This window comes from Citrobacter sp. Cs237, assembly GCF_030332325.1.
GTDB lineage: Bacteria > Pseudomonadota > Gammaproteobacteria > Enterobacterales > Enterobacteriaceae > Citrobacter_A > Citrobacter_A sedlakii.
Map to the genome: position 1 here is coordinate 64,229 of NZ_JAOWIB010000089.1, position 25,615 is coordinate 89,843.

At 56.0% G+C, this 25,615-nt stretch carries 24 protein-coding genes; 15 read left to right on the forward strand and 9 right to left on the reverse strand.

Translation table 11 applies throughout. The features are described from left to right. Positions 1 to 185: 185 nt before the first annotated feature. Together OGY07_RS03290 and greB are read right to left on the reverse strand one after the other, a co-directional pair. Positions 186 to 2,507: a Tex family protein gene (locus OGY07_RS03290; protein WP_205612553.1), complete on the reverse strand. Its 2,322-nt coding sequence runs from the start codon at positions 2,505 to 2,507 to the stop codon at positions 186 to 188. An 88-nt stretch (positions 2,508 to 2,595) separates the two neighbouring features. Then, positions 2,596 to 3,069, reverse strand: coding sequence for a transcription elongation factor GreB (greB, locus tag OGY07_RS03295; RefSeq protein ID WP_042286394.1), 474 nt, complete (start codon positions 3,067 to 3,069; stop codon positions 2,596 to 2,598). Positions 3,070 to 3,295: 226 nt separating this feature from the next. Between greB and ompR the strand changes: the two genes are divergently transcribed. Further along, on the forward strand, positions 3,296 to 4,015 hold the full coding sequence (gene ompR / locus OGY07_RS03300) for an osmolarity response regulator transcription factor OmpR (RefSeq protein ID WP_001157751.1): 720 nt from the start codon (positions 3,296 to 3,298) through the stop codon (positions 4,013 to 4,015). After that, positions 4,012 to 5,364 carry a two-component system sensor histidine kinase EnvZ gene (envZ, locus tag OGY07_RS03305; protein WP_042286390.1) on the forward strand — a complete coding sequence of 451 codons (1,353 nt, stop codon included), beginning with the start codon at positions 4,012 to 4,014 and terminating at the stop codon, positions 5,362 to 5,364. Before ompR ends, envZ begins: the two co-directional genes overlap by 4 nt. Positions 5,365 to 5,445: 81 nt before the next feature. On the opposite strand, the gene pckA is transcribed toward envZ, so the two are convergent. The 5 genes from pckA to igaA all read right to left on the reverse strand — a co-directional run bounded on the left by pckA (position 5,446) and on the right by igaA (position 11,612). Continuing rightward, complete coding sequence (gene pckA, locus OGY07_RS03310; RefSeq protein WP_042286388.1) at positions 5,446 to 7,065, reverse strand: phosphoenolpyruvate carboxykinase (ATP); 1,620 nt, start codon at positions 7,063 to 7,065, stop codon at positions 5,446 to 5,448. A 365-nt stretch (positions 7,066 to 7,430) separates the two neighbouring features. Then, the gene (hslO, locus tag OGY07_RS03315) at positions 7,431 to 8,309 is read right to left on the reverse strand and encodes an Hsp33 family molecular chaperone HslO (RefSeq protein WP_042286939.1); all 879 of its coding nucleotides are present in this window, start codon (positions 8,307 to 8,309) and stop codon (positions 7,431 to 7,433) included. Positions 8,310 to 8,333: 24 nt separating this feature from the next. Further along, positions 8,334 to 8,735, reverse strand: a complete 402-nt coding sequence (gene hslR, locus OGY07_RS03320) for a ribosome-associated heat shock protein Hsp15 (protein WP_042286386.1) — start codon at positions 8,733 to 8,735, stop codon at positions 8,334 to 8,336. Between the two features lie 10 nt (positions 8,736 to 8,745). Continuing rightward, positions 8,746 to 9,414 carry a GMP/IMP nucleotidase gene (gene yrfG, locus OGY07_RS03325; protein WP_286598638.1) on the reverse strand — a complete coding sequence of 223 codons (669 nt, stop codon included), beginning with the start codon at positions 9,412 to 9,414 and terminating at the stop codon, positions 8,746 to 8,748. A gap of 65 nt (positions 9,415 to 9,479) precedes the next feature. Continuing rightward, complete coding sequence (igaA, locus tag OGY07_RS03330; RefSeq protein ID WP_042286382.1) at positions 9,480 to 11,612, reverse strand: intracellular growth attenuator protein IgaA; 2,133 nt, start codon at positions 11,610 to 11,612, stop codon at positions 9,480 to 9,482. A 324-nt stretch (positions 11,613 to 11,936) separates the two neighbouring features. Here igaA and nudE point away from each other — a divergent pair, with 324 nt between their 5' ends. Continuing rightward, positions 11,937 to 12,497, forward strand: a complete 561-nt coding sequence (gene nudE, locus OGY07_RS03335) for an ADP compounds hydrolase NudE (RefSeq protein ID WP_060571183.1) — start codon at positions 11,937 to 11,939, stop codon at positions 12,495 to 12,497. 87 nt (positions 12,498 to 12,584) lie between these two features. Here nudE and mrcA read toward each other — a convergent pair whose 3' ends face one another. Next, entirely contained in the window at positions 12,585 to 15,137 is a 2,553-nt protein-coding gene (gene mrcA, locus OGY07_RS03340) for a peptidoglycan glycosyltransferase/peptidoglycan DD-transpeptidase MrcA (RefSeq protein WP_042286376.1), read from the reverse strand. Positions 15,138 to 15,257: 120 nt separating this feature from the next. Here mrcA and OGY07_RS03345 point away from each other — a divergent pair, with 120 nt between their 5' ends. From OGY07_RS03345 to trpS, 12 genes are all read left to right on the forward strand, one after another. After that, the gene (locus OGY07_RS03345) at positions 15,258 to 16,040 is read left to right on the forward strand and encodes a DNA utilization protein HofM (RefSeq protein WP_286598641.1); all 783 of its coding nucleotides are present in this window, start codon (positions 15,258 to 15,260) and stop codon (positions 16,038 to 16,040) included. Next, positions 16,037 to 16,576 carry a PilN domain-containing protein gene (locus OGY07_RS03350; protein ID WP_286598643.1) on the forward strand — a complete coding sequence of 180 codons (540 nt, stop codon included), beginning with the start codon at positions 16,037 to 16,039 and terminating at the stop codon, positions 16,574 to 16,576. Before OGY07_RS03345 ends, OGY07_RS03350 begins: the two co-directional genes overlap by 4 nt. Then, the gene (locus OGY07_RS03355; protein WP_181822433.1) at positions 16,560 to 17,015 is read left to right on the forward strand and encodes a HofO family protein; all 456 of its coding nucleotides are present in this window, start codon (positions 16,560 to 16,562) and stop codon (positions 17,013 to 17,015) included. The genes OGY07_RS03350 and OGY07_RS03355 overlap by 17 nt, the downstream gene beginning before the upstream one ends. After that, complete coding sequence (locus tag OGY07_RS03360) at positions 17,008 to 17,412, forward strand: HofP DNA utilization family protein (RefSeq protein ID WP_181822434.1); 405 nt, start codon at positions 17,008 to 17,010, stop codon at positions 17,410 to 17,412. Before OGY07_RS03355 ends, OGY07_RS03360 begins: the two co-directional genes overlap by 8 nt. Further along, positions 17,324 to 18,562, forward strand: a complete 1,239-nt coding sequence (gene hofQ, locus OGY07_RS03365) for a DNA uptake porin HofQ (RefSeq protein WP_286598646.1) — start codon at positions 17,324 to 17,326, stop codon at positions 18,560 to 18,562. The genes OGY07_RS03360 and hofQ overlap by 89 nt, the downstream gene beginning before the upstream one ends. A 306-nt stretch (positions 18,563 to 18,868) precedes the next feature. Further along, entirely contained in the window at positions 18,869 to 19,390 is a 522-nt protein-coding gene (aroK, locus tag OGY07_RS03370; protein WP_042286358.1) for a shikimate kinase AroK, read from the forward strand. 80 nt (positions 19,391 to 19,470) lie between these two features. Beyond that, positions 19,471 to 20,559 carry a 3-dehydroquinate synthase gene (gene aroB / locus OGY07_RS03375; RefSeq protein ID WP_042286355.1) on the forward strand — a complete coding sequence of 363 codons (1,089 nt, stop codon included), beginning with the start codon at positions 19,471 to 19,473 and terminating at the stop codon, positions 20,557 to 20,559. 97 nt (positions 20,560 to 20,656) lie between these two features. Next, positions 20,657 to 21,946, forward strand: a complete 1,290-nt coding sequence (gene damX / locus OGY07_RS03380; RefSeq protein ID WP_286598650.1) for a cell division protein DamX — start codon at positions 20,657 to 20,659, stop codon at positions 21,944 to 21,946. Between the two features lie 65 nt (positions 21,947 to 22,011). Further along, positions 22,012 to 22,848, forward strand: a complete 837-nt coding sequence (gene dam / locus OGY07_RS03385; protein ID WP_042286349.1) for an adenine-specific DNA-methyltransferase — start codon at positions 22,012 to 22,014, stop codon at positions 22,846 to 22,848. A gap of 17 nt (positions 22,849 to 22,865) precedes the next feature. Then, positions 22,866 to 23,543 (forward strand): ribulose-phosphate 3-epimerase, encoded by a 678-nt coding sequence (rpe, locus tag OGY07_RS03390; RefSeq protein WP_042286346.1) that lies wholly within the window; start codon positions 22,866 to 22,868, stop codon positions 23,541 to 23,543. Continuing rightward, positions 23,536 to 24,294, forward strand: a complete 759-nt coding sequence (gph, locus tag OGY07_RS03395; RefSeq protein WP_060571192.1) for a phosphoglycolate phosphatase — start codon at positions 23,536 to 23,538, stop codon at positions 24,292 to 24,294. Before rpe ends, gph begins: the two co-directional genes overlap by 8 nt. After that, the gene (gene trpS / locus OGY07_RS03400) at positions 24,287 to 25,291 is read left to right on the forward strand and encodes a tryptophan--tRNA ligase (protein WP_042286340.1); all 1,005 of its coding nucleotides are present in this window, start codon (positions 24,287 to 24,289) and stop codon (positions 25,289 to 25,291) included. The genes gph and trpS overlap by 8 nt, the downstream gene beginning before the upstream one ends. Positions 25,292 to 25,360: 69 nt before the next feature. Here the strand turns inward: trpS and OGY07_RS03405 are convergent, their stop codons facing one another. Then, positions 25,361 to 25,528, reverse strand: coding sequence for a YhfL family protein (locus tag OGY07_RS03405; RefSeq protein WP_042286337.1), 168 nt, complete (start codon positions 25,526 to 25,528; stop codon positions 25,361 to 25,363). Positions 25,529 to 25,615: the final 87 nt, after the last annotated feature.

Consider the following 25,615-nt stretch of genomic DNA (forward strand, 5'->3'; position numbering starts at 1 on the left):
TTAATAGTATTAATGTTTAATTATCGTTTCATCTGTTAACGATGTGATAAATATTAGTGCGGGGGTAAAAGAAGAATTGAATGTTGCCGGATGGCGGGTTAACCGCCTTTCCGGCAGACAGCGCGACATTGTCCTCCAGGCCGGACAAGACGCATTCGCGTCGTTATCCGGCACAGGTTTCTGGGTTAGCGTTTTTTACCCATTGCCGCCGCCAGCGCATCCATCATCGCGCTATTGCCTGTCGGCTGCGCGTCGCGACCGCGCGGTCTGGCGGCTTTCGCGGCGGGACGTTCGTTCCCGTTCGTCCCCCCACGGCGCGCCTGAGTCTCTCCTGGCTGTTCATCGAGACGCATGGTCAGGGCAATGCGCTTACGTTGCAGATCCACCTCCAGCACTTTCACCTTCACGATGTCGCCTGCTTTCACTACAGTATGGGGATCTTCCACAAACTTGTTCGACAGGGAAGAGATGTGAACCAGGCCATCCTGATGGACGCCGATATCGACAAACGCGCCAAAGTTGGTGACGTTGGTGACGGCGCCTTCCAGAATCATCCCCGGCTGCAGGTCGTTCATGGTTTCGACGCCGTCGGCAAACTGCGCGGTTTTGAACTCCGGACGCGGGTCACGCCCCGGTTTTTCCAGCTCTTTGATGATGTCAGTCACGGTCGGCACGCCGAATTTGTCGTCGGTGAAGTCAACGGCTTTCAGGTTGCGCAGTTCGCTGCTGTTGCCCATCAGATCTTTCAGTGCCTGCTGGGTTGCCGCCAGAATACGTTCTACCACCGGATACGCTTCCGGGTGGACGGTTGAGGCGTCAAGCGGGTTATCGCCGTGGTTGATGCGCAGGAAGCCCGCGCACTGCTCAAAGGCTTTTGGCCCCAGACGGCTTACCTTCAGCAACTGCTGACGATTCTGGAATTGTCCGTTTTCATCGCGCCAGGCGACGATATTTTGCGCCATCATACGGGTTAAGCCCGCCACGCGGGTCAGCAGGGGGACGGAGGCGGTGTTCAGGTCCACGCCGACGGCGTTTACGCAGTCTTCCACCACCGCGTCCAGCTTACGCGCCAGCTGTGTCTGGCTGACGTCATGCTGATACTGGCCGACGCCGATGGATTTCGGGTCGATCTTCACCAGCTCCGCCAGCGGGTCCTGCAGACGGCGGGCGATAGAGACCGCGCCGCGCAGGGAAACGTCAAGATCCGGAAATTCCTGCGCCGCCAGCTCAGAGGCGGAATAAACCGACGCGCCCGCTTCGCTGACAATCACTTTTTGCGCGGTGACTTTCGGGAACTGCTTCTGCACGTCGAGGAAGAAACGCTCGGTTTCACGCGAGGCCGTACCGTTACCAATCGCCACCAGTTCAACGTGATATTTTTCACACAGCGCGGCGACGACCATCGCGGCTTTAGCGGCCTGGCCGGTATGGGGATAAATGGTGTCAGTGGCGACCAGCTTACCGGTACCATCCACCACCGCCACTTTCACCCCGGTACGCAGACCCGGATCGAGGCCCATGGTTGCGCGCAGGCCCGCCGGCGCGGCCATCAGCAAGTCATGCAGATTACGGGCAAACACGTTGATCGCCTCGTCTTCCGCGCGTTCACGCACGGTGCCCATCAGTTCGGTTTCGAGGTGCATCAGGACTTTAATGCGCCATGTCCAGCTCACCACGCCCTTGCGCCAGCTGTCCGCTGGCGCGTTGTTCAGCCGCAGACCGAGGTGATCGAGAATGATCTGCTCACCGTGGCTCTGTTTTGGCGGCTCATCAAACTGTGGGTCGGGGTTCAGTGACAGTTGCAGGACGCCTTCGTTACGGCCGCGAAACATCGCCAGCGCGCGGTGAGACGGCACGCCGGAAATGGGTTCGTGATGATCGAAATAATCGCGGAATTTCGCGCCTTCCTCTTCCTTGCCGCTGACCACAGTGGCAACCAGATGCGCGTTTTTCCACAGATAATCGCGCACTTTTGCCAGCAGCGCCGCGTCTTCCGCGAACCGTTCCATCAGGATGTAGCGCGCGCCGTCAAGGGCGGCTTTGCTGTCGGCAACGCCTTTGTCGGCGTCGATAAATTTCGCCGCTTCCGTGTCAGGATCGTGCGATGGATCGTTCCACAGCAGATCCGCCAGCGGCTCAAGACCCGCTTCAATGGCGATCTGACCGCGGGTGCGGCGTTTGGGTTTGTAGGGGAGATACAGGTCTTCCAGCTCGGTCTTACTTAACGTGCCGTTGATGGCGTTAGCCAGCTCATCAGTCAGCTTGCCTTGCTCAGAAATGGACTTCAGTATGGCCTGGCGGCGCTCTTCCAGTTCACGCAGATAGCCCAGTCGGGTTTCCAGATTACGCAGTTGTGTATCATCCAGACCGCCGGTGATTTCCTTACGATAACGTGCGATAAACGGCACAGTGTTCCCTTCATCAAGCAGGCGAACGGCAGCTTCAACCTGTTCGGCGCGTGCCTGAATTTCACCCGCAATAATGCGGCAGAAAGAATTGTTCATCATGGATAGGCTTCATCTTTAGGATCAAAAATCAGGGGATAGTTATACGGACTGGCACGATAAAATGCCAGTCGCGGAGGGCGCTCTCGGATTATTTTACGTACTCGATGGCGTTGACGTACCAGCTGGCTTCTCCGCCGGGCGTATTGACCACAGCAAGGTCGCCGATCTCTTTTTTCAGCAACGCGCGCGCCATTGGCGAGTCAATCGAGATGTAATCCTTACGGCCGAAAATTTCATCGTAGCCGACAATACGAAAGCGGCGGATATCGCCGTCGTCATTTTCAATCTCCACCCACGCGCCGAAAAACACTTTGCCTTCCTGCTGCGGTGAATAGTCGACGATTTTTAAATTTTCCATGCATTTCGTAAGATAACGAACCCGACGGTCGATTTCACGCAGGCGCTTTTTATTATACTGGTAGTCGGCATTCTCGCTGCGGTCGCCAAGGCTCGCGGCCCAGGTCACCTTTTTCGTGACTTCCGGGCGCTCTTCACGCCAGAGATAATTCAGCTCTTGTTTCAGTTTCTCGTACCCTTCCCGGGTGATCAGGGGCGTTTTCATCTTATTGAATACCTTTAAGTCTGTGACGATGCGCACAAATCGTATTACGTCACCCTGCTAACAGAATAAATAATGTGCCGCACGTTTCATTGTATACTTAAGCTGCTGTTAAATATGCTTTGTAACAATTTAGCCTGGAATTCATACCAGAATTCGCTGGTGACGAACGTAAGCTTTTTTAAGAATACATACCTTCAATTGTTGCGAACCTTTGGGAGTACAAACAATGCAAGAGAACTATAAAATTCTGGTGGTGGATGACGACATGCGTCTGCGTGCGCTGCTGGAGCGTTATCTTACCGAGCAGGGCTTCCAGGTTCGAAGCGTCGCGAACGCTGAGCAAATGGATCGTCTGCTAACCCGCGAATCTTTTCACCTTATGGTACTGGATCTCATGCTGCCGGGTGAAGATGGTTTGTCAATTTGCCGCCGCCTACGCAGCCAGAGCAACCCGATGCCGATCATCATGGTGACGGCGAAAGGGGAAGAAGTGGACCGCATCGTCGGTCTGGAAATCGGCGCCGATGATTACATCCCGAAACCGTTTAACCCACGTGAACTGCTGGCGCGTATTCGCGCAGTGCTGCGTCGTCAGGCCAACGAGCTGCCGGGCGCGCCTTCCCAGGAAGAAGCGGTCATTGCTTTTGGTAAGTTCAAACTGAACCTCGGCACCCGCGAAATGTTCCGTGAAGATGAGCCGATGCCGCTCACCAGCGGAGAGTTCGCGGTGCTGAAAGCGCTGGTGAGCCACCCGCGTGAACCGCTTTCCCGGGATAAGCTGATGAACCTGGCGCGTGGTCGCGAGTATTCCGCGATGGAACGTTCCATTGACGTGCAGATTTCCCGTCTGCGCCGCATGGTGGAAGAGGATCCGGCGCATCCGCGCTACATTCAGACCGTGTGGGGTCTGGGCTACGTTTTCGTGCCGGACGGTTCTAAAGCATGAGGCGAATGCGCTTCTCGCCACGAAGTTCATTTGCCCGCACGCTGTTGCTCATCGTCACGTTGCTGTTTGTCAGCCTGGTGACGACCTATCTGGTGGTGCTGAACTTTGCGATTCTGCCGAGCCTCCAGCAGTTTAACAAGGTACTGGCGTACGAAGTGCGTATGCTGATGACCGACAAGCTGCAACTGGAGGACGGTACGCAACTGGTGGTGCCTCCCGCTTTTCGACGGGAAATTTACCGTGAGCTGGGAATTTCTCTCTATTCCAACGAGGCCGCCGAAGAGGCAGGGCTGCGTTGGGCGCAACATTATGAGTTTTTAAGCCATCAGATGGCGCAGCAGCTGGGCGGCCCGACGGAAGTGCGCGTTGAGGTTAACAAGAGTTCGCCTGTCGTCTGGCTGAAAACCTGGCTGTCACCCAATATCTGGGTGCGCGTACCCTTAACAGAAATTCATCAGGGCGATTTCTCGCCGCTGTTTCGCTATACGCTGGCGATTATGCTGCTGGCGATAGGCGGGGCGTGGCTGTTTATCCGAATCCAGAACCGACCGTTAGTGGATCTTGAACATGCCGCATTACAGGTCGGTAAAGGGATTATTCCGCCGCCGCTGCGTGAGTACGGCGCGTCCGAAGTGCGCTCGGTAACTCGCGCCTTCAACCATATGGCGGCCGGGGTGAAGCAGCTGGCCGACGACCGTACGCTGCTCATGGCTGGCGTCAGCCACGATCTTCGCACCCCGCTGACGCGCATTCGTCTGGCCACGGAGATGATGGGGGAGCAGGATGGTTATCTTGCGGAGTCGATCAACAAAGATATCGAAGAGTGTAACGCGATCATTGAGCAGTTCATCGACTACCTGCGTACCGGCCAGGAGATGCCGATGGAAATGGCCGATCTCAATGCGGTGCTCGGCGAGGTTGTGGCGGCGGAGAGCGGCTACGAGCGTGAAATTGAAACCGCGCTACAGCCAGGCAGCATTCAACTGAAAATGCACCCGCTCTCTATCAAGCGCGCGCTCGCCAATATGGTGGTGAACGCCGCCCGCTACGGAAACGGTTGGATTAAGGTTAGCAGCGGTACGGAACAGCATCGGGCGTGGTTTCAGGTGGAAGACGACGGGCCGGGCATCAAGCCCGAACAGCGGAAATACCTGTTCCAGCCGTTTGTGCGCGGCGACAGCGCGCGCAGCACCAGCGGCACCGGACTCGGATTGGCGATCGTGCAGCGCATTGTTGACAACCATAACGGTATGCTGGAAATCGGCACCAGCGAGCGCGGCGGCCTTTCTATCCGCGCCTGGCTGCCCGTTCCCGTGGCGCGTGTCCAGGGAACCACGAAAGAGGCATAAAAAGGGGAGGCATTTAGCCTCCCCTTTGTTGTGGTAACAGCCGGTAACGCTGTACCGTATGCCGTCATCCGGTCATGTCAGTTACAGCTTCGGACCTGCGCTGACCAACGCGGCGCCTGCAGGGGTATCGGTGTACTTCTCGAAGTTCTCAATGAACAGTTTCGCCAGCGCGGTGGCTTTTTCCTGCCACTGTTCCGGCGACGCGTAGGTATTACGCGGGTCGAGAATGCGCGTATCCACCCCCGGCAGTTCGGTCGGGATCGCCAGATCGAACATCGGCAGGCTGAAGGTTTCCGCATCGTCCAGCGAACCGTTCAGGATGGCGTCGATGATGGCGCGGGTATCCTTGATCGAGATACGTTTGCCGGTGCCGTTCCAGCCGGTGTTGACCAGGTACGCCTGCGCGCCTGCGGCCTGCATGCGTTTTACCAGCACTTCCGCATACTGGGTCGGATGCAGCGACAGGAACGCTGCGCCGAAGCAGGCAGAGAAGGTTGGCGTCGGTTCGGTTACGCCGCGTTCGGTACCGGCCAGTTTGGCGGTAAAGCCAGACAGGAAATGGTACTGCGTCTGGTTAGCCGTCAGGCGAGAAACCGGCGGCAGCACGCCAAACGCGTCGGCGGTCAGGAAGATCACCTTCGTGGCATGACCCGCTTTAGAGATCGGCTTGACGATGTTCTCGATGTGATAGATAGGATAAGAAACGCGGGTGTTCTCTGTTTTCGAACCGTCATCAAAATCAATCGAACCGTCGGCACGAACGGTAACGTTCTCCAGCAGCGCATCGCGGCGGATCGCGTTGTAAATCTCGGGTTCAGCCTCTTTCGACAGCTTGATGGTTTTCGCGTAGCAGCCGCCTTCGAAGTTAAACACGCCGTCGTCGTCCCAGCCGTGCTCATCATCGCCAATCAGGCGACGTTTCGGGTCGGTGGAAAGGGTGGTTTTCCCGGTGCCGGACAGGCCGAAGAAGACTGCCACGTCACCTTTCTCGCCGACGTTGGCGGAGCAGTGCATAGACGCGATGCCTTTCAGCGGCAGCAGGTAGTTCATCACCGAGAACATCCCTTTCTTCATTTCTCCGCCGTACCAGGTTCCGCCGATCAGTTGGATCCGCTCGGTCAGGTTGAACGCCACGAAGTTCTCGGAGTTCAGACCCTGCTCTTTCCACTGCGGGTTGGTGCATTTCGCACCGTTCATTACGATAAAGTCAGGCTCGAAGCCTTCCAGTTCTTCATCGCTCGGGCGGATAAACATGTTCTTCACGAAATGTGCCTGCCAGGCCACCTCGGTAATGAAGCGAACGGAAAGACGGGTGTCGGCGTTCGCGCCACAGAAGGCATCAACGATAAACAGGCGTTTACCGGAGAGCTGCTGCGTTACCAGCCCTTTCAGGTGCTGCCAGGTTTCCTGGGAAAGCGGTTTGTTGTCGTTCTTGCCTTTTCCTTTGTCGGACCACCAGAGCGTGTCACGCGTGGTGTCATCACGGACAATGTACTTATCCTTTGGTGAACGTCCGGTGAAAATACCGGTATCAACGGCAACGGCGCCGAGGTTCGTCAGAACGCCACGCTCGTAGCCTTCCAGAGAAGGGTCAAGCTCCTCCTGGTAGAGCGTTTCGTAGCTGGGGTTGTAAACGATATCCTGAACGTCGTTGATACCATAAGCCTTGAGATCTTGCGGGGTTAATCGTTTCACGCGCATATCACTGCTCCTTAGCCAATATGTATTACCTGGAATAGTAAGGTTTTTTGAGGGTCGTTAACCGCGACAAGGCTCATAGATTTACTTATCTGGACAAAATCACGATTGACTGAAAACGCTGTGACTCCTGTCACGAAGCGGCGGTTATTATGGCAGGAAAGGACTTTTTGTTGTGGAAAATGTTCCTAAAACGTTAAAACAGAGTGTTTTTGACGGAAATGTTGTGAGTGTAATCGCATTCACGTAAGAAATTTACGTAAGTCTTACATACGAAATATCGATTCATCACGAAATAAAAAATCAGGCATTTGTCGAAAGGACCGGATGGGGCGTCAGGCCGCCATCCGGTTTTTCAGAAAGGAGGATTAATGCACCTGCGGATCGGCAGGGGAGGCGTTGTTACGGATTTCCGCAATATCCATCGCGTTGAACAGATAATGGCTGCCGCAATAGTCGCAGTGCATGTCGATCTCGCCTTCTTCCGCCAGGATGCTATCCACTTCCGCGTCCGGCAGGGTTTTCAGCGCGCCCGCGCAGCGTTCACGCGAACAGGTGCATTTGAATTCCACGTCCTGCGGATCGTAGAGGGTCACCTCTTCTTCGTGGTACAAACGCCACAGTACATCGTTAGCCGGCAGGGTCAGCAGCTCTTCTGCCTTGATGGTTTCTGTCAGCGTCGCCAGATGATCGAAATCATCCGCCTGAGCGTTTTGCGCAGGCATCACCTGCAGCAGCATACCGCCTGCGGCGGCTTTACCGTCAACATCGCCAGTGCGAATAAACAGGCGGGTCGGTAACTGCTCGGAGCGCAGGAAGTAATCTTCCAGGCAAGCCGCCAGAGTGTCGCCTTCCAGCCCGACCACGCCCTGATAGCGCTCGCCTTCTTCCGGCGTAATCGTGATCACCAGATAGCCGTTCCCCACCAGCGTTTTCAGATCGGCGTTTTCCGGCACATCGCCCTGCACACGCGCGACGCCGCGCATCTGCTGGTTATTGTTGCCGTTGATCACCGCCAGGCTCAGCGGGCCGTCGCCCTGCAGTTGCACGGTGATATCACCGGCAAACTTCAGCGTCGCGGTCAGCAGGCTGGTGGCGACCAGCAGCTCAGCCAGCACCGTTTTTACCGGCTGCGGGTAGCTGTGGTTTTCCAGGATCTGTTGCAGGGTTTCCGATACGGTCACCAGTTCGCCGCGCACGGCAAAGTTTTCGAACAGATAGCGGTGTAATTGGTCATGTTGCGGCATAATCATCTCTCTTGCAGACGACAGTCACTCACTGTCGCCGTGTTTAAATCGTAACAGGTTGCGGCGCTCTTTTTTGTCCGGACGTCGGTCCGGATGCGGCATCGTTAGTGCGTTAAGTTTACGCGCCAGCGCCATTTTTTCGCGTTTCTCGACGCTTTCCGTTGTTTCTTCATACAGGGCGACGGCCTCACTGGCTGGCCGACGCTGCTCAGTGATCCCTTTGATCACCACCGTACGTTCGTCATTGCCCTGGCGTAACGTCAGGGTCGCGTTCAGTTCGACTATCTTGCCTGGCTTACTGCGCTGCCCGTTATAGTGAACTTTGCCGCCTTCAATCATTTCGCGAGCCAGCGCGCGGGTTTTGTAAAAACGCGCGGCCCATAGCCATTTGTCCAGTCTGACCTCAGTTGAGGGCTTCTCTTTCATGGCGTCTCCTTCACAACAGTGAGGGGATCAGCCGGCGGTAGTCATTCAATGACGGATGACGGAGATACTGTTTTTCCGCTACGCCAGAATCGGGGTTCGTCACGCCGAGGCAATAACGAATGCCAAACGTCGCCGCTGCGTCGAGAATCGGTTCGCTATCGTCGATAAACAGCGTTTTTTCGGCGTCCAGCCCCGTTTCTTCGGCAACAGCGCGCCATAACCGCTGATCCTCTTTGGGATAACCAAATGTGTGGGTGGAAAGTAATAAATCAAGGTGCGAGGCCAGGCCGGTATGCTCCAGCTTCACCGCCAGGTTATGTGGATGCGCGTTGGTCAGCAAAATACGACGCTTGCCGCAGGCTTTTAAAGCCTCTAAAAAAGGCACTGTATCGTCGCGCAGGACGGCGCGTGGCCCCATCGCCGTCGTCATCGCGCAGATATCCAGCCCCAGACGCTCGCTCCAGTAATCAAGACAGTACCAGTTTAGCGTATGCTGAACCGCATGGTACTCCTGACGGATATGGGCCTGCGCTTCCTGCGGCGAGATCCCTCGCTGTGCGCCGTAGGTTTCGGGCACCAGTTTTTGCCAAAAGAAGGTGTCAAATGCCAGATCGAGCAGTGTGCCGTCCATGTCTAACAGAACGGTATCGACGTCCTGCCAGGCAATATTCATATGCATGGGAACTCTCCAGAGTGAAACGCGTTGCGCGACAGGGTAGCACATCCCGTCGCGCAGACAGGGTATCAGATGAGGCTATCCGGAGAGGCAATGAGCTTGGGATTCAGACAGCTTTCATAATACGCCTGAATTTCCATCATGCGGGTGCGGTGACGCTGATAGCGACGGAAAGCCTGCACGCCATTATAGACGGCGCTGACCAGCATCGTCAGCATCAGTAACGTGGTGCCGAGATAGCGCCATAATCCGGAGCGATCCGGAATACGGTGCAGGCCGATGTGTTGCGTGCCGTTGGCGTCAGTATAGATATTGGTGACGATCCCCTCGGCGCTAAACGGCGTTTTCATCAGCATTTGCGCCAGACGCTGGAAGGCGTTCCACTGCTCCTGCGGCGGGTAATCGTACAGCGAAACAGCAGGCCACGGCTGATCGACGAGATCGCTGCCTTCGTCACTGACGATCAGAAATCCGCCCGGCGCGGGGCTGTTCAGCGACTGGGCGGCGCGGGCAGTCTCGCGGGCGATAAAGGGCGCCGTTGAGGTGGCGACCAGATTATCAAGCGACTCCGCGCTGACCGGACGCAGCAGAACGTTTACGCCATCCAGCTTACCGGTGTTGGCCCGTTTAACCAGCGCGCTCCAGTCTTTGCTGTTCCCCAGATTTACCAGCGCGTTTTTCAAACGCACACATTCATCTTCTGCCGCGCACAAATCTGCGGTTTTCAACACGATATCGCCAAAGTCATCAATCAACACCATCCCTGATTTCTGAATCGCCGAACGTAACGCCGCGCTGACGCGGGATTCATCTTCCGGCTTAGGATGCAGTTGACGGTTAACCGCCTGCGACAGCGCCGTGGCCTTGTTGACCAGATCGGACTCCGGTAACGGCAGCGCAGCCGCGTCGTTCCAGATGATTTGCGAGCAGTCGAACGGCATAAACGGCGAATTCGTCTGGGCGCTCCAGGTGCCGTTGGCATGAATATTACACATTCCCGTACCGCGAATATTCAGCGTGTCGCCCACGCGCACGCCTGCGTCTGCAAGCTGCTTTACGCTGGTTGCCTCAACGGTTTGCGCGCCTTTCATCCAGGATAGCGTGAACTTGATTGGCATATCCAGCGGGATGCAGAACAGCAACATGATCAGCACCAGCAAAGAGCCACCGGCGATAACGGTGCTGCGCACCCAGTGCTGGAGCGGGAAGTTTTTTACTTCGTCGTGCAGGGACAAAAAACGTCCCTGGCGCACGACGTGGCGATCAAGATAAATATCAATATCCGTTTGCTGGCCTAAGTCCTGCGTTATCCACGGCTGCCAGTGCGGTGGATAAACCAGGTCGATAATGCCGAGCGAAATATTGTTAATTTGCTCCTGGTTATTTTCGCCAAACAGTCCCCAGCGGCGGGGGGTACCGCGCAGACAGTGAATCTCCCGGAGCGCTGATTTCGACGGCGGGGCGTACAGTCCCCACAAGCCAGCGACCAGCAGCAAAACGGCACCGCCAACCATCCACGGCACAAAAACGTCTGGGGTGATCAGGCAGAAAAAGAACAACAGGAAAGAGGCGACAATCAGTAGCGCTTCACGGAATCCCGCAGGGCGGCTCAGCGCGTACTCTTCGTGGGTTTCCTGACGAATATTCAGCAGCTCGATCTGCTCGCTTTCTTCACCACGGATCGACGCTTGCGTTGAACTGGCTGGCTGTAGCGCATAGCCGCGCGCCTCCTGCATATACTCTTGCAGCGTATGGCCGTTCAGGGAGATCACCAGCGGCAAGGTATCGGTATGGATCAGCTCGACGTTATTTTCGTCATTAATGTATTGTTCCCAGAACGGCGGCAGATGGACCTCGACGGAATCGAGGTAATAGCGCCATTTATTGGGATCGTCGGTGGTAATGCCGTAACGGGTGATCGAGTGCGTCAGAATAATGACGTTTTGGCTTTCAGCATTCAGCGTCAGCGAGACCGGCGCCGCGCTGGCGCCTGTCGGGCCGGGAACCCGTTGGATTTGGCTCAGGCTTTCCAGATAGTTTTCCACGGCGCTGCGTTCGTCCGCCGTGAGCTTGCGGGTCGCCGCGTCAGAGAACGCATGGCTCCACGGCAGCTTACGCCGCCTGGCGCGCACAGTGAACCGCCACCAGACCAGCAACAGGCCGACCAGTAACGCCGCTAAAAAAATCAGAATGGTGCTCATGCTTTCCCCATCTTACTTAATCTGTCAGGCGTGGTCAGTCGCACCCTGTCACAATAAACGTGATTCTGTGGTTGGCTATCGGCAAGCATGGAGTTGAACTTGAGCATTTTTCAGCGCATCCCAGTGAATGCTGATGATAGCAAAACCAGCAAAAGCGGAATATCAGCAAATTCCTGGACGTATTTCAACCTATTGACTTTTAATTTGAAATAGGAATTATATTTTTATTAGGTTACAAAGATGTAAATAAACGGCAATTCACATTGCCGAAACCGTGTTGCGTATCGCACAATGACGGTAGATTCCACGGCAAAGATTCTCACGATGAGCAAATCATTACAAAAACCCACCATTCTGCATGTCGAAACAGTCGCGCAATCGCGGCTTTTTAGCGTGGAAAGTGTGGATCTCGAATTCAGTAACGGCGTGCGCCGCGTTTATGAGCGGATGCGTCCTACCAATCGTGAAGCGGTTATGATTGTGCCGATTGTTGACGATCATGTGATTCTGATTCGCGAATACGCAGTGGGAACCGAATCCTACGAGTTGGGTTTTTCCAAAGGGTTGATCGACCCGGGCGAGAGCGTGTTCGAGGCTGCAAACCGGGAGCTTAAAGAAGAAGTCGGTTTTGGCGCAAAGGATCTGACGTTTTTGAAAAAGCTCAGCATGGCCCCCTCCTATTTCTCCAGCAAAATGAACATCGTGGTGGCAGAAGGTCTGTATCCGGAGTCGTTGGAAGGGGATGAGCCGGAACCGCTGCCGCAGGTGCGCTGGCCGCTGGCGCATCTGATGGATCTGCTGGAAGATCCTGATTTTACCGAAGCGCGTAACGTGAGCGCGCTATTTCTGGTGCGTGAATGGCTGAAAGGACAGGGAAGGCTCTGATACGCGCTTTCCCGCAAAAATGGCTAACACGGTGTTCAGAACGGGTCATCGACAACAATAAAAAAGGCGCCGGAGCGCCTTTTTTGATCAGAACAGTTCGTGCGTTTCGCCATTGTCGATAATGGTGGTGCCCACCTCATGCACCGCCTGTTGCGTTGGCTGGGTGCCTTCAATGAAATATTCCGCCCGGCTGTTGCCGCCGTTAGCCAACTGCCCGGTGCTGCGATCGATATTCACCGTCACAATGCCCGGCGGCGGGGTTAGCGGCTCTTCAGGCACGCCTTCCAGTACCGCTTTCATGTAAGCATCCCACGCCGGTTGCGCGCTCTTTGCGCCGCCTTCGTAGCCGGAGATCTGATCTTTTATCGCGCCGGAAGCGGTGGTACGTCCGAGATCGCGACGGTGGTCATCGAATCCAATCCATACCGACGTCACCACGCCCGGGCCGTAGCCGGAGAACCATGCGTCTTTCGAACTGTTGGTGGTTCCGGTTTTCCCGCCGATATCGTGACGCTTAAGATCGCGGCCCGCGCGCCAGCCGGTCCCCATCCAGCCGGGTTCACCGAAGATATTGGTGTTCAGCGCGCTTTTGATCAGGAAAGCCAGCGGGGTGTTAATGACGTGCGGCGCATATTCCTGCGCGCCCGTCTGCGCCACCAGCGCCTGGTTTGCCTGCTCCAGTTTTGGCATTGGCACAGCGGCATTTTGCTGCTCGCCAGAGACCGCGACATCTTCCACGTTGCTGTTTTCCAGAACGTTCGATTTCTGCGTATCGCCGTAAATCACCGGGATATCACATTCCGGACAGGCAATTTTGGGCTTCGCCTCAAAAATTACGCCGTTCTGGTCGGTTTCAATCTTGCTGATGAAATACGGATCGACCAGGAAGCCGCCATTCGCCATCACCGCATAGCCGCGCGCCACCTGTAACGGCGTAAAGGAGGCCGAACCCAGCGCCAGCGATTCGGTATGCACAATGTTCTGTGCCGGGAACCCGAAGCGCTGTAAGTATTCTGCCGCGTAATCCACGCCCATCGCACGCATCGCGCGCACCATTACCACGTTTTTCGACTGTCCCAGACCCTGACGCAGACGGATCGGACCGGCATACTGCGGCGGGGAATTTTTCGGACGCCAGTCGGAACCGGCGCCGGCATCCCAGCGAGAAATCGGCACATCGTTCAGCATGCTCGCCAGCGTCAGGCCTTTATCCATCGCCGCAGTATAGAGAAACGGCTTAATGTTGGAACCGACCTGACGCAGCGCCTGAGTCGCGCGGTTGAACTTGCTCTGGTTGAAGTCAAAACCGCCCACCAGCGCCAGTACCGCGCCATCTTTAGGATTGATCGACACCAGCGCCGAGTTCACGTCCGGCACCTGCGCCAGCCACCAGGCATCGCCCATCTTGCGTACCCAGATTTGCTGGCCCGTCTGGATAACGTCGGTGACTTTACGCGGCGTCGGCCCCTGCTGGGTATCCGAACGGTACGGGCGCGCCCAACGAATGCCTTCCATACGTAGCGCAACCGATGAGCCATCCGCCAGCGCCGCAGTGGCTTCCTGCGGATTCGCGCTGGTGACCACGGCGGGGAGCAGCGGGCCGTAGGTTGGCAGGGCTTTCAGCGTGTCGGTGATTTTCTTACTGTCCCACGCCGTTTCGCCCACTTTCCACAGCACGCTCGCCGGACCGCGGTAGCCGTGGCGCATGTCATAGTCCAGCACGTTATTGCGTACCGCCTGCTGTGCGGCCTGCTGCACTTTGCGGGTGATCGTGGTGTAAATGCGATATCCGTCTTCATAGGCGTTTTCGCCGTAACGGGCATACATTTCCTGACGCACCATTTCGGACAGATACGGGGCGGAGAAGGCGATTTCCGGAGCGTGGTAATTGGCGTCGATCGGCTCATCACGCGCCTGGTCGTACTGCGCCTGGGTGATGTAGCCTTCGCTCAGCATACGTGACAGCACTACGTTGCGGCGCGCTGTCGCGCGATCCATCGAATAGAGCGGGTTGAACGTTGAAGGCGCTTTCGGCAGACCGGCAATCACCGCCATTTCGCTTAAGGTGAGTTGATCGATCGACTTACCAAAGTAAACCTGCGCCGCCGCACCGACGCCGTAGGCGCGGTATCCCAGATAGATCTTGTTCAGATAAAGCTCAAGAATTTCGTCCTTGTTCAGCATTTGCTCAATGCGGATGGCGAGGAACACTTCCTTGATCTTACGTATCAGCGTGCGCTCCGGACTCAGGAAAAAGTTTCTCGCGAGCTGCTGAGTAATGGTACTCGCTCCCTGCGACGCATGGCCGGAAAACAGCGCGACGCTGGCCGCACGGAAGATCCCCACCGGGTCCACACCGTGATGCTCATAGAAACGACTGTCTTCCGTCGCGATAAACGCTTTCACCATTTCCGGCGGGATCTGGTTCAGCGTGACCGGAATACGACGCTTCTCGCCATATTGGGCGATCAGCTCGCCGTCCGCGCTGTACACCTGCATCGGAATCTGCAGGCGTACATCTTTGAGCGTCGCGACGTCAGGCAATTGCGGCTCAATATAACGATACAGACCATAAATCGAGCCTGCTCCCAGCAGGATGCAACATACTGCAAGGATCAATAAATACTTTACGAACTTCACTGGAGATTTCCCATTTAGTTTCATTTGGGCAGTTTATAAACAACCGCGCGGTAGTATAAAGGCAAGCCTGACGCATTGATATACCCGTAAGAGCGACGGGTGATAAGGAGATCATCAGCGATGGCTTTTAAAATCTGGCAAATTGGCTTGCATATTCAACAACGTGAAGCGCTGGCGGTGGCCGTTGTGCGCGGCGCGTCGGGGTGGTCGCTTCAGCGCTGGTGGCGTATCCCATTGGCGCAATCCACCTTGCAGGAAGGGCACATGCACAACCCGGAACCGCTTGCCGCGGCGCTCCACGCCTGGAGCCGTGAACTGCCGCAGCGACATCAGGTTCATCTCTCGTTTCCCGCCAGCCGTACGCGGCAAAAGACATTTCCCCGACCATCAATGTCCTTACGCGAACGAGAGCAAACAGCGTGGCTGACGGGCTCGCTGGCGCGCGAACTGGATATGGACCCGGACGCCCTGCGTTTTGACTACAGCGAAGATGCGCTGGCCCCCGCGTTTACGGTCACAGCCGCCCAGGACAAAGAAGTCTCCACCTTGTTAACGCTCGCGCAAACGCTCCGGATCCAGGTCGCGGCTATCACACCAGATGCTTGCGCGCTGCAACGGCTGCTGCCTTTTCTTCCTCCCACGCAATCCTGCGTGGCCTGGCGCGATGAGACGCAGTGGCTCTGGGCGACGCGGTACGCCTGGGGGCGCAAAACGGTGGCGGAGGTGGCGTCTGTCGATGGGCTTTCCGCGTCTCTTTCCCTTACGCCAGACGCCGTGGCGCTGTGTGCGAAAGCGCAGTTTGATCCGTGGCAGGCGATTTCAGTTCGCCAGCCTCCTGTCCCTGAAGAGGGCCACGCCTTCGCCGTCGCGCTTGGGCTTGCGCTGGGAGACGCGTACGCATGACGTCATCTGTCAATTTTCTGCCCTGGCGACAGCGCCGACGCAGGGCCTGCCTGCGTTTCTGGGGCGTCATGTTTGGCGCATCCGCCGCGCTGGCACTCGCGGCAGGCATGATGGGGTATGTCACCCGAAACGTTAACGGGCAGGTGGATGCGCAGTTATTGCAGGCTGAAAACCAACGGATGTCGGCGCTGACTGCCATAAAACCGCATCTGCAGCGGCGCCAGATGCAGACGCAGCAGGCCATAGCGCAGGAGAAGCGGCGAAAGGCTACCCGGCGGTGGCAGTCTGCGCTACGCGCGCTGGCGCAGCATCTTCCTGAACAGGCCTGGCTGACAAAGATCGAGTACAGGCAAAGCACGCTGGCGCTGAGTGGTAAAACGCTGACCTATGCGGCATTAAGCGCGCTGGAGACTACGCTGCGGGGCTCCCGGACCTTTGTCATCAGCCACACTGGCGGGACGCGTCAGAACGAGCAGGGATACTGGCTCTTTGAATATCGCCTGACAGAGAGAGATACGCATGACAGCGCTCTTTGATCTCTGGTGTGCGTTATCGCCACGGATACGGGCCGTTTGCTGGGCGGGCTGGACATTAGCCCTGAGCGCGCTGGCAGCGTATTGCCTGTTTCTTTCACCCGTGGAAAGCGGCGCATCGCTGGCGCAGCAGCGGGCGGCGAACGCTCAACGTTGGCAAAGCCTGCATCGCCTTGCAGAGTCGGCGGCGCGTATCCCTGCGTTAACGACGGCAAATACCGCGCCATTCTCACCGCTCGCTATCGCGTTGCCGGGATTGCGCCTGCGCCATTGGCAGCCATCGACGCAGGGCGGAGAACTGGCGCTGCGCGCAAAGTGGGAGGCGATTCCTTCGCTGTTTGCGTATCTTGCAGAACGCGGAATCTCGGTCAACGGTTTTTCCCTGACGGCGGAGAAAAACGCACTGCTGCTGACGCTTACGCTGGAGTCGCTTCATGACTAACAGGCGCTGGCTTCTGGCGGTTATCTCGCTATTGCTCCTGACCGGGATGCGCGATCCCTTTCGCCAGCCAGAGGATCGCTGCCATTCCTCTACACTGGCGCAGTGGCGGTATCAGGGCGTGGTTGGAAAAGGGGAGCGACATATCGGACTGCTGCGCGACAGCGAACATCGATGGCGGCGGGTTGAGCTGAATACGGCGCTTGATACCGGCTGGACGGTCATTCAGCTCAACGAGCAGACGTTAACCGTTCAGACGGGAACAGAATGTGACCCGCCGCAATGGCGATGGCAAAGACAAGGAGACGTTGATGAGGCATTGGATACTGGCGGTACTGTTAGCCATATTGCATCCGGCACAGGCCGGAAAGGCACAGAGCGTCACTCTGGTGGTGGATGACGTGCCGGTAGCCCAGGTGTTACAGGCGCTTGCCGAGCAGGAGCGTAAAAATCTGGTGATCTCGCCGGACGTTAGCGGCGCGGTGTCGCTGCATCTGACGGACGTGCCCTGGCAGCAGGCGTTACAGACGGTGGTAAAAAGCGCGGGTTTAGTGTTGCGTCAGGACGGTTCGATTATGCATATCCATTCCGCCGACTGGCGGAGCGCAGAGGCGGCGCGTCGGGAAGCGGAAAACGCGAGGCGACAGGCCAGCCTGCCGCTGGAAAATCGCCCTATCCCGCTGCACTATGCCGACGCCGGCGAGTTAGCGAAAGCGGGGAGTGCGCTGCTGAGCCCCCGGGGCAGCATCACGGTGGATAAACGCACCAACCGGCTGCTGGTCAGAGACACCCGACCGGCGCTGGTATTGCTTGAACACTGGGCAGGACAGATGGATCTTCCGGTCGGGCAGGTCGAACTGGCGGCGCATATCGTGACCATAAACGAGAAAAGCCTGCGCGAACTGGGCGTCAAATGGACGCTGGCCGACGCTCAGCAGGCGGGCAGCGTAGGGCAGGTGACAGCCCTGGCGGGCGACCTGTCCGTTGCCGCGGCGACAGCGCGCGTGGGATTTAATATCGGGCGAATAGATGGGCGCATGTTGGATCTGGAGCTCTCCGCACTGGAGCAAAAACAGCAACTTGATATCATCGCCAGCCCGCGCCTGTTGGCCTCGCATTTACAACCCGCCAGCATAAAGCAGGGAAGCGAGATCCCCTACCAGGTTTCCAGCGGCGAAAGCGGCGCCACGTCAGTCGAGTTCAAAGAAGCGGTGCTGGGAATGGAAGTGACGCCTACGGTGCTGGCAAAGGGGCGGATTCGCCTTAAACTGCATATCAGCCAGAACATGCCGGGGCAGGTGCTGCAACAGGCCGACGGCGAAGTGCTGGCTATCGACAAACAGGAGATCGAAACGCAGGTTGAGGTGAAAAGCGGCGAAACGCTGGCGCTGGGGGGCATTTTCTCGCGTAAGAATAAATCCGGTAAAGACAGCGTGCCGTTGCTAGGCGACATTCCCTGGCTTGGGCAGCTTTTTCGCCATGACGGGAAAGAAAATGAGCGCCGTGAACTGGTGGTCTTCATTACCCCCAGATTGGTCTCGACAGAATGATTTATGCATGAAACACCGGTGTTTTTGCACTTAACTCGTTTCAGGGGTTTGACGTGCGCAACTATTTAGCATACAAGGAGTACCGATTTGAGAGTCGGTACTTCTCATCGCCGTCCGGCAACGCTGACTCGGGTTGTCTACAATCTGGTTTGGTGATTTATTCAGTTGCCAAACCCGCTTGAGTATTGAGATAATTTTCAGTCTGACTCTCGCAATATCTTATGAGGTTTCAGTTCATGTCCTGCTGCGCTCAGTGTCGGCGAAGCGGGTTTATCATTAACGATCAGTCTTAGTAGTACCGAAAAAATGGCAGAGAAACGCAATATCTTTCTGGTTGGGCCTATGGGTGCCGGAAAAAGCACCATTGGGCGCCAGTTAGCTCAACAACTCAATATGGAATTTTACGATTCTGATCAAGAGATTGAGAAACGCACCGGAGCTGATGTGGGCTGGGTCTTCGACGTAGAAGGTGAAGACGGCTTCCGCGATCGTGAAGAGAAAGTCATTAACGAATTGACGGAAAAACAGGGTATTGTGCTGGCAACCGGCGGTGGCTCTGTTAAATCACGTGAAACCCGTAATCGTCTTTCCGCGCGTGGCGTCGTGGTTTACCTCGAAACGACCATCGAAAAACAACTTGCGCGTACGCAGCGCGATAAAAAACGTCCGCTGTTGCAGGTGGAAGCGCCGCCTCGCGAAGTTCTGGAAGCGTTGGCCGACGAACGCAATCCACTGTATGAGGAGATTGCTGACGTCACTATTCGTACCGACGATCAGAGCGCGAAAGTCGTTGCAAATCAGATCATTCATATGCTGGAAAACAACTGATTCCGGCTTGAGCCTGGCCCATTAGGCTCTTAATACACACTCGGTAAGCGGGTATTAGCTATTAAGGTGGATGTCGCGTCATGGAGAGGATCACCGTCACTCTCGGGGAACGTAGTTACCCTATCACCATCGCGGCTGGTTTGTTTGACGAACCGGCTTCTTTCTTACCGCTGAAATCGGGCGATCAGGTTATGTTGGTCACCAACGAAACCCTGGCTCCCCTCTATCTTGATAAGATTCGCAGCGTACTTGAACATGCGGGTGTCAACGTTGATAGCGTCATCCTGCCTGACGGCGAGCAGTATAAAAGCCTGACGGTGCTGGATACCGTATTTACCGCCTTGCTGCAAAAACCGCACGGTCGTGATACGACACTGGTCGCCCTTGGCGGCGGTGTGATTGGCGATCTGACCGGTTTCGCCGCCGCCAGCTATCAGCGCGGCGTGCGCTTCATTCAGGTTCCAACGACGCTTCTGTCGCAGGTTGACTCCTCCGTTGGCGGTAAAACCGCCGTCAACCACCCTCTCGGCAAGAATATGATCGGCGCGTTTTATCAGCCCGCCTCCGTGGTCGTGGATCTCGACTGCCTGAAAACGCTGCCCGCGCGCGAGCTGGCGTCTGGCCTTGCGGAAGTGATCAAATACGGCATCATCCTTGATGGTGAATTTTTCCGCTGGCTGGAAGAAAACCTGGATGCGTTGCTGCGTCTCGACGGCCCGGCGATGGCGTACTGTATTCGTCGTTGTTGTGAGCTGAAAGCCGAAGTTGTCGCAGCAGACGAGCGCGAAACCGGCTTACGTGCTTTACTCAATCTGGGACACACCTACGGCCATGCTATTGAAGCTGAAATGGGTTATGGCAATTGGTTACACGGTGAAGCGGTCGCAGCAGGTATGGTAATGGCGGCGCGCACTTCGGAACGGCTCGGGCAGTTTACGCCAGCAGAGACGCAGCGCATTATCACCTTACTTGAGCGCGCCGGATTGCCGGTTCACGGTCCGCGAGACATGTCCGCGCAGGCTTACCTGCCGCACATGCTGCGTGATAAAAAAGTGTTAGCGGGAGAAATACGCTTAGTGCTTCCGCTGGCGATAGGGAAAAGTGAAGTCCGCGGCGGAGTGTCGCATGAGGTGGTTCTTAACGCTATCGCTGATTGCCAGCAGGCGTAACAACAAGAAAGGTCGGACTGATACGGCACACGTATCGGCCATTTAAATTCAGGTTTGGTGCAACGTAGTAAGCATTAACCTTTGAGTGGGGTGTTAAATGGATGAATTCAAACCAGAAGACGAGCTGAAACCCGATCCCAGCGATCGTCGCCCTGGTCGTTCTCGTCAATCTTCTGAACGCGGTGAGCCGCAGATCAACTTTGATGATGTTGATCTGGACGCGGACGATCGTCGTCCCACTCGCGGACGCAAAGAGCGTCTTGATGAGCCGGAACCAGAAGAATACGAATCCGATGACGAAAGTGTGGATGAAGAACGCGTTGAGCGTCATCCACGTAAGCGTAAAAAAGCGGCCAGTAAACCCGCTTCCCGTCAGTACATGATGATGGGCGTAGGGGTGCTGGTGATGTTGCTTCTGATCGTCGGAATTGGCTCCGCGCTGAAAGCGCCATCCACGCCTTCTTCCAACGCACAAACGGCCTCAGGCGAAAAGAGCATCGATCTTTCCGGCAATGCCGCAGACCAGGCTAACGGGGCGCAGCCTGCGCCAGGCGCTACATCCGCCGAGCAGACCGCAGGGAATTCCCCGCAGGACGTCTCTTTGCCGCCGATCTCCTCAACGCCAACGCAGGGTCAGGCGCCAGCCACGGCAGAAGGCCAGCAGCGTGTTGAAGTTCAGGGTGACCTGAATAATGCGCTGACCCAGCCGCAGGGTCAGGAACAGATGAACAATGTGGTGGTGAACTCGACGCTGCCGACTGAACCCGCTACCGTGGCGCCGGTTCGTAACGGCAATGCGCCGCGTCAGACGGCAACCGCGCCGACAGCGGAACGTCCGACGCCGTCCCGTCCGGAGCGGAAGCAGGCGGTGATTGAGCCGAAGAAACCGCAGGCAACCGCGAAAGCGACACCAGCAGAACCAAAGCCGGTGACCCAGCCGAAGCGTACCGAACCGACAGCAACGTCTAAACCGGCAACGTCCGCGCCAGCCGCGACGACAGCGCCTAAGGCCACGGCGAGCGCCACGCCTGTGCAGAAAGCCGCCCCGGCTCAGACCACGCCAGCGGCAACGACAGGGAGCGCCGGTGGAACGAAAAGCACCGGTAACGTCGGTTCTCTCAAGTCAGCGCCGTCCGGTCATTACACGCTGCAGTTGAGCAGTTCTTCTAACTACGACAACCTGAACGGTTGGGCGAAGAAAGAGAATCTGAAAAACTATGTGGTATATCAGACGACGCGTAATGGTCAGCCGTGGTATGTTCTTGTAACGGGCGTCTATGCCTCGAAGGACGAGGCAAAACGCGCAGTGTCTACGCTGCCAGCCGATGTGCAGGCAAAAAATCCGTGGGCTAAACCGTTGCATCAGGTTCAAGCCGATCTCAAGTAATGTTAAGCGCAGGATGCTGTCGGAGCTTTCTCCACAGCCGGAGAAGGTGTAATTAGTTAGTCAGCATGAAAAAAAATCGCGCTTTTCTGAAGTGGGCAGGGGGAAAATACCCCCTGCTGGATGATATTAAAAGGCATTTACCAAAGGGCGAATGTCTGGTCGAACCCTTCGTTGGGGCCGGGTCGGTGTTTCTCAACACCGACTTTTCGCGTTATATCCTTTCCGATATTAACAGTGACCTTATCAGCCTCTACAACATTGTGAAAACACGTACCGACGAGTACGTGCAGGCTTCCCGCGAGCTGTTTACGCCCGAAACAAATCTCGCTGAGGTTTACTACCAACTGCGCGAGGAGTTCAATTCCAGTGAAGATCCCTTCCGTCGCGCGGTGCTGTTTCTGTATCTGAACCGCTATGGCTACAATGGCCTGTGTCGTTACAATCTGCGCGGTGAATTTAACGTCCCTTTTGGCCGTTATAAAAAACCTTACTTCCCGGAAGCTGAGCTGTATCACTTTGCCCAAAAAGCGCAGAATGCAGAGTTTCATTGCCTCTCTTATGAAGAGTGCATGAATCGCGCGGATAGCAATTCGGTTGTCTATTGCGATCCGCCTTATGCGCCGCTGTCGGCGACGGCGAATTTTACCGCTTACCACACCAATAGCTTCAGTCCCAAAGAGCAGGCGCACCTGGCTCAGATGGCGGAAAAGCTGGTCAGTAAGCGGATCCCGGTGCTAATTTCGAACCACGACACGCCCGATACGCGTGAGTGGTATAAAGCGGCAAAACATTTTCAGGTCAAAGTGCGACGCAGTATAAGCAGCAACGGCGGCACACGTAAAAAGGTGGACGAACTGCTGGCTCTGTACAAACCAGGAGTCGTTTCACCCGCGAAAAAATAATTCTCAAGGAGAAGCGGATGAAACAGTATTTGATTGCCCCCTCAATTCTGTCGGCTGATTTTGCCCGCCTGGGTGAGGACACCGCACAAGCACTGGCTGCCGGTGCGGATGTCGTGCATTTCGATGTGATGGACAACCACTACGTCCCCAACCTGACTATCGGCCCGATGGTGCTGAAGTCTCTGCGCAAATATGGCATTACCGCACCCATTGACGTGCATCTGATGGTGAAGCCGGTTGATCGCATTGTCCCGGACTTTGCCGCCGCAGGCGCCAGCATTATTACTTTTCATCCGGAAGCCTCTGAACACGTTGACCGCACGCTGCAACTGATTAAAGAACATGGCTGTAAGGCGGGTCTGGTCTTCAACCCGGCAACGCCGCTGAGTTATCTCGATTACGTGATGGATAAGCTGGATGTGATCCTGCTGATGTCCGTAAACCCGGGTTTTGGCGGCCAGTCGTTTATTCCGCAAACGCTGGACAAGCTGCGTGAAGTGCGTCGCCGTATCGATGAGTCCGGCTACGACATTCGTCTCGAAGTTGACGGTGGTGTGAAGGTAAACAACATCGGTGAAATCGCGGCGGCGGGAGCAGATATGTTCGTTGCAGGCTCCGCTATTTTCGATCAGCCTGACTACAAAAAAGTCATTGATGAAATGCGCCGTGAACTGGCAAAGGTAAGTCATGGATAAATTGCAGGATATTCGGGGCGTCGCCTTCGACCTCGACGGCACGCTGGTCGACAGCGCGCCGGGATTAACCGCCGCGGTGGATATGGCGCTGTACGCGCTGGAACTGCCGACGGCAGGCGAAGAACGCGTGATCGCCTGGATAGGTAACGGCGCGGACGTATTAATGGCGCGTGCGCTTGCCTGGGCCCGTCAGGAGCGCGCCACGTTACGTCAGTCCCAGGGCAAACCCCCCGTCGATGATGATATCCCCGCCGAAGAACAGGTCCGCATTCTGCGCAAGCTGTTCGACAGATACTATGGCGATGTGGCTGAAGAAGGGACGTTTTTATTCCCTGATGTCGCCGACACGCTGGGCGCGCTGCACGCGAAAGGGCTGCCGTTAGGTCTGGTGACCAACAAGCCGACGCCGTTTGTCGCGCCGCTGCTGGACGCGCTGGATATCAGCAAATATTTCAGCGTGGTTATCGGCGGTGACGACGTGAAAAACAAAAAACCGCATCCGGATCCGCTGCTGATGGTGGCAAGTAAGCTCGGTATTTCGCCTGAGCAATTGCTCTTTGTCGGGGATTCGCGTAATGATATTCAGGCTGCAAAAGCGGCAGGTTGCCCGTCAGCAGGACTCACCTACGGCTATAACTACGGCGAGCCGATCTCTCTGAGCCAGCCTGACCTCATGTACGACCGCATAAATGAACTTCTGCCCGCTCTCGGGCTTCCGCATAGCGAAAATCAGGAATCGAAAAATGACTAAGCCCATCGTTTTTAGTGGCGCACAGCCCTCAGGTGAATTGACCATTGGCAACTACATGGGTGCGCTGCGTCAGTGGGTGAACATGCAGGATGACTACCACTGTATCTACTGCATCGTTGACCAGCATGCCATCACCGTGCGTCAGGATGCACAGCAACTGCGCAAAGCGACGCTGGACACCCTGGCGCTGTACCTTGCGTGCGGTATCGATCCTGAGAAAAGCACCATCTTTGTTCAGTCTCACGTGCCGGAGCACGCGCAGCTGGCCTGGGCGCTGAACTGCTACACTTATTTCGGTGAATTGAGCCGCATGACCCAGTTTAAAGACAAGTCTGCGCGCTACGCCGAAAACATCAACGCCGGTCTGTTTGATTATCCGGTGCTGATGGCAGCCGATATTTTGCTGTATCAGACTAACCAGGTTCCGGTCGGCGAAGACCAGAAACAGCACCTCGAACTGAGCCGCGATATTGCGCAGCGTTTCAACGCGCTGTATGGCGAGATCTTCAAAGTGCCTGAGCCGTTTATTCCGAAGTCAGGCGCGCGCGTGATGTCGCTGCTGGAGCCGACCAGGAAGATGTCCAAGTCAGACGACAACCGCAACAACGTGATTGGTCTGCTGGAAGATCCGAAATCGGTGGTTAAGAAAATCAAACGCGCGGTGACCGACTCCGACGAGCCGCCGGTCGTGCGTTACGATACCCAGAATAAAGCGGGCGTATCTAACCTGCTGGACATCCTTTCAGCCGTCACCGGTCAGAGTATCCCTGAACTGGAAAAACACTTTGAAGGCAAGATGTATGGCCATCTGAAAGGCGAAGTGGCGGAAGCCGTTTCCGGCATGCTGACCGAGCTTCAGGAACGTTATCACCGCTTCCGCAACGACGAAGCATTCTTGCAGAAAGTGATGAAAGAAGGGGCTGAAAAAGCCAGCGCGAGGGCTTCTGAAACGCTAAAAGCGGTGTACGAAGCGATTGGGTTTGTCGCCAAACCGTAATAACACGCGAAAAACGAAAAAACCGGGAAGCCCCGGTTTTTTTGTATCTGCGCAATTTTTCAGAGTCTATTACTCTGCGGTTGGACCACAGCCGCCAATAATTTTGGAAATAGAAATGGCTGGGTGCAGCAGGTAGTCATAAGAGCAGGTTTTATTGCGGTTTTCAACGTGACCCGTACATGCCGTCAGGGTAGCCAGCGCTGCGCCCACCAGTGCCATTTTAATAAACTTGTTCATTTACATTTCCTATGTAAAAAATATAATTTTTAACTAATGATAGAGGTGGTGAATATATTTTCCCCACCCGGATTCGACGATAGCGTA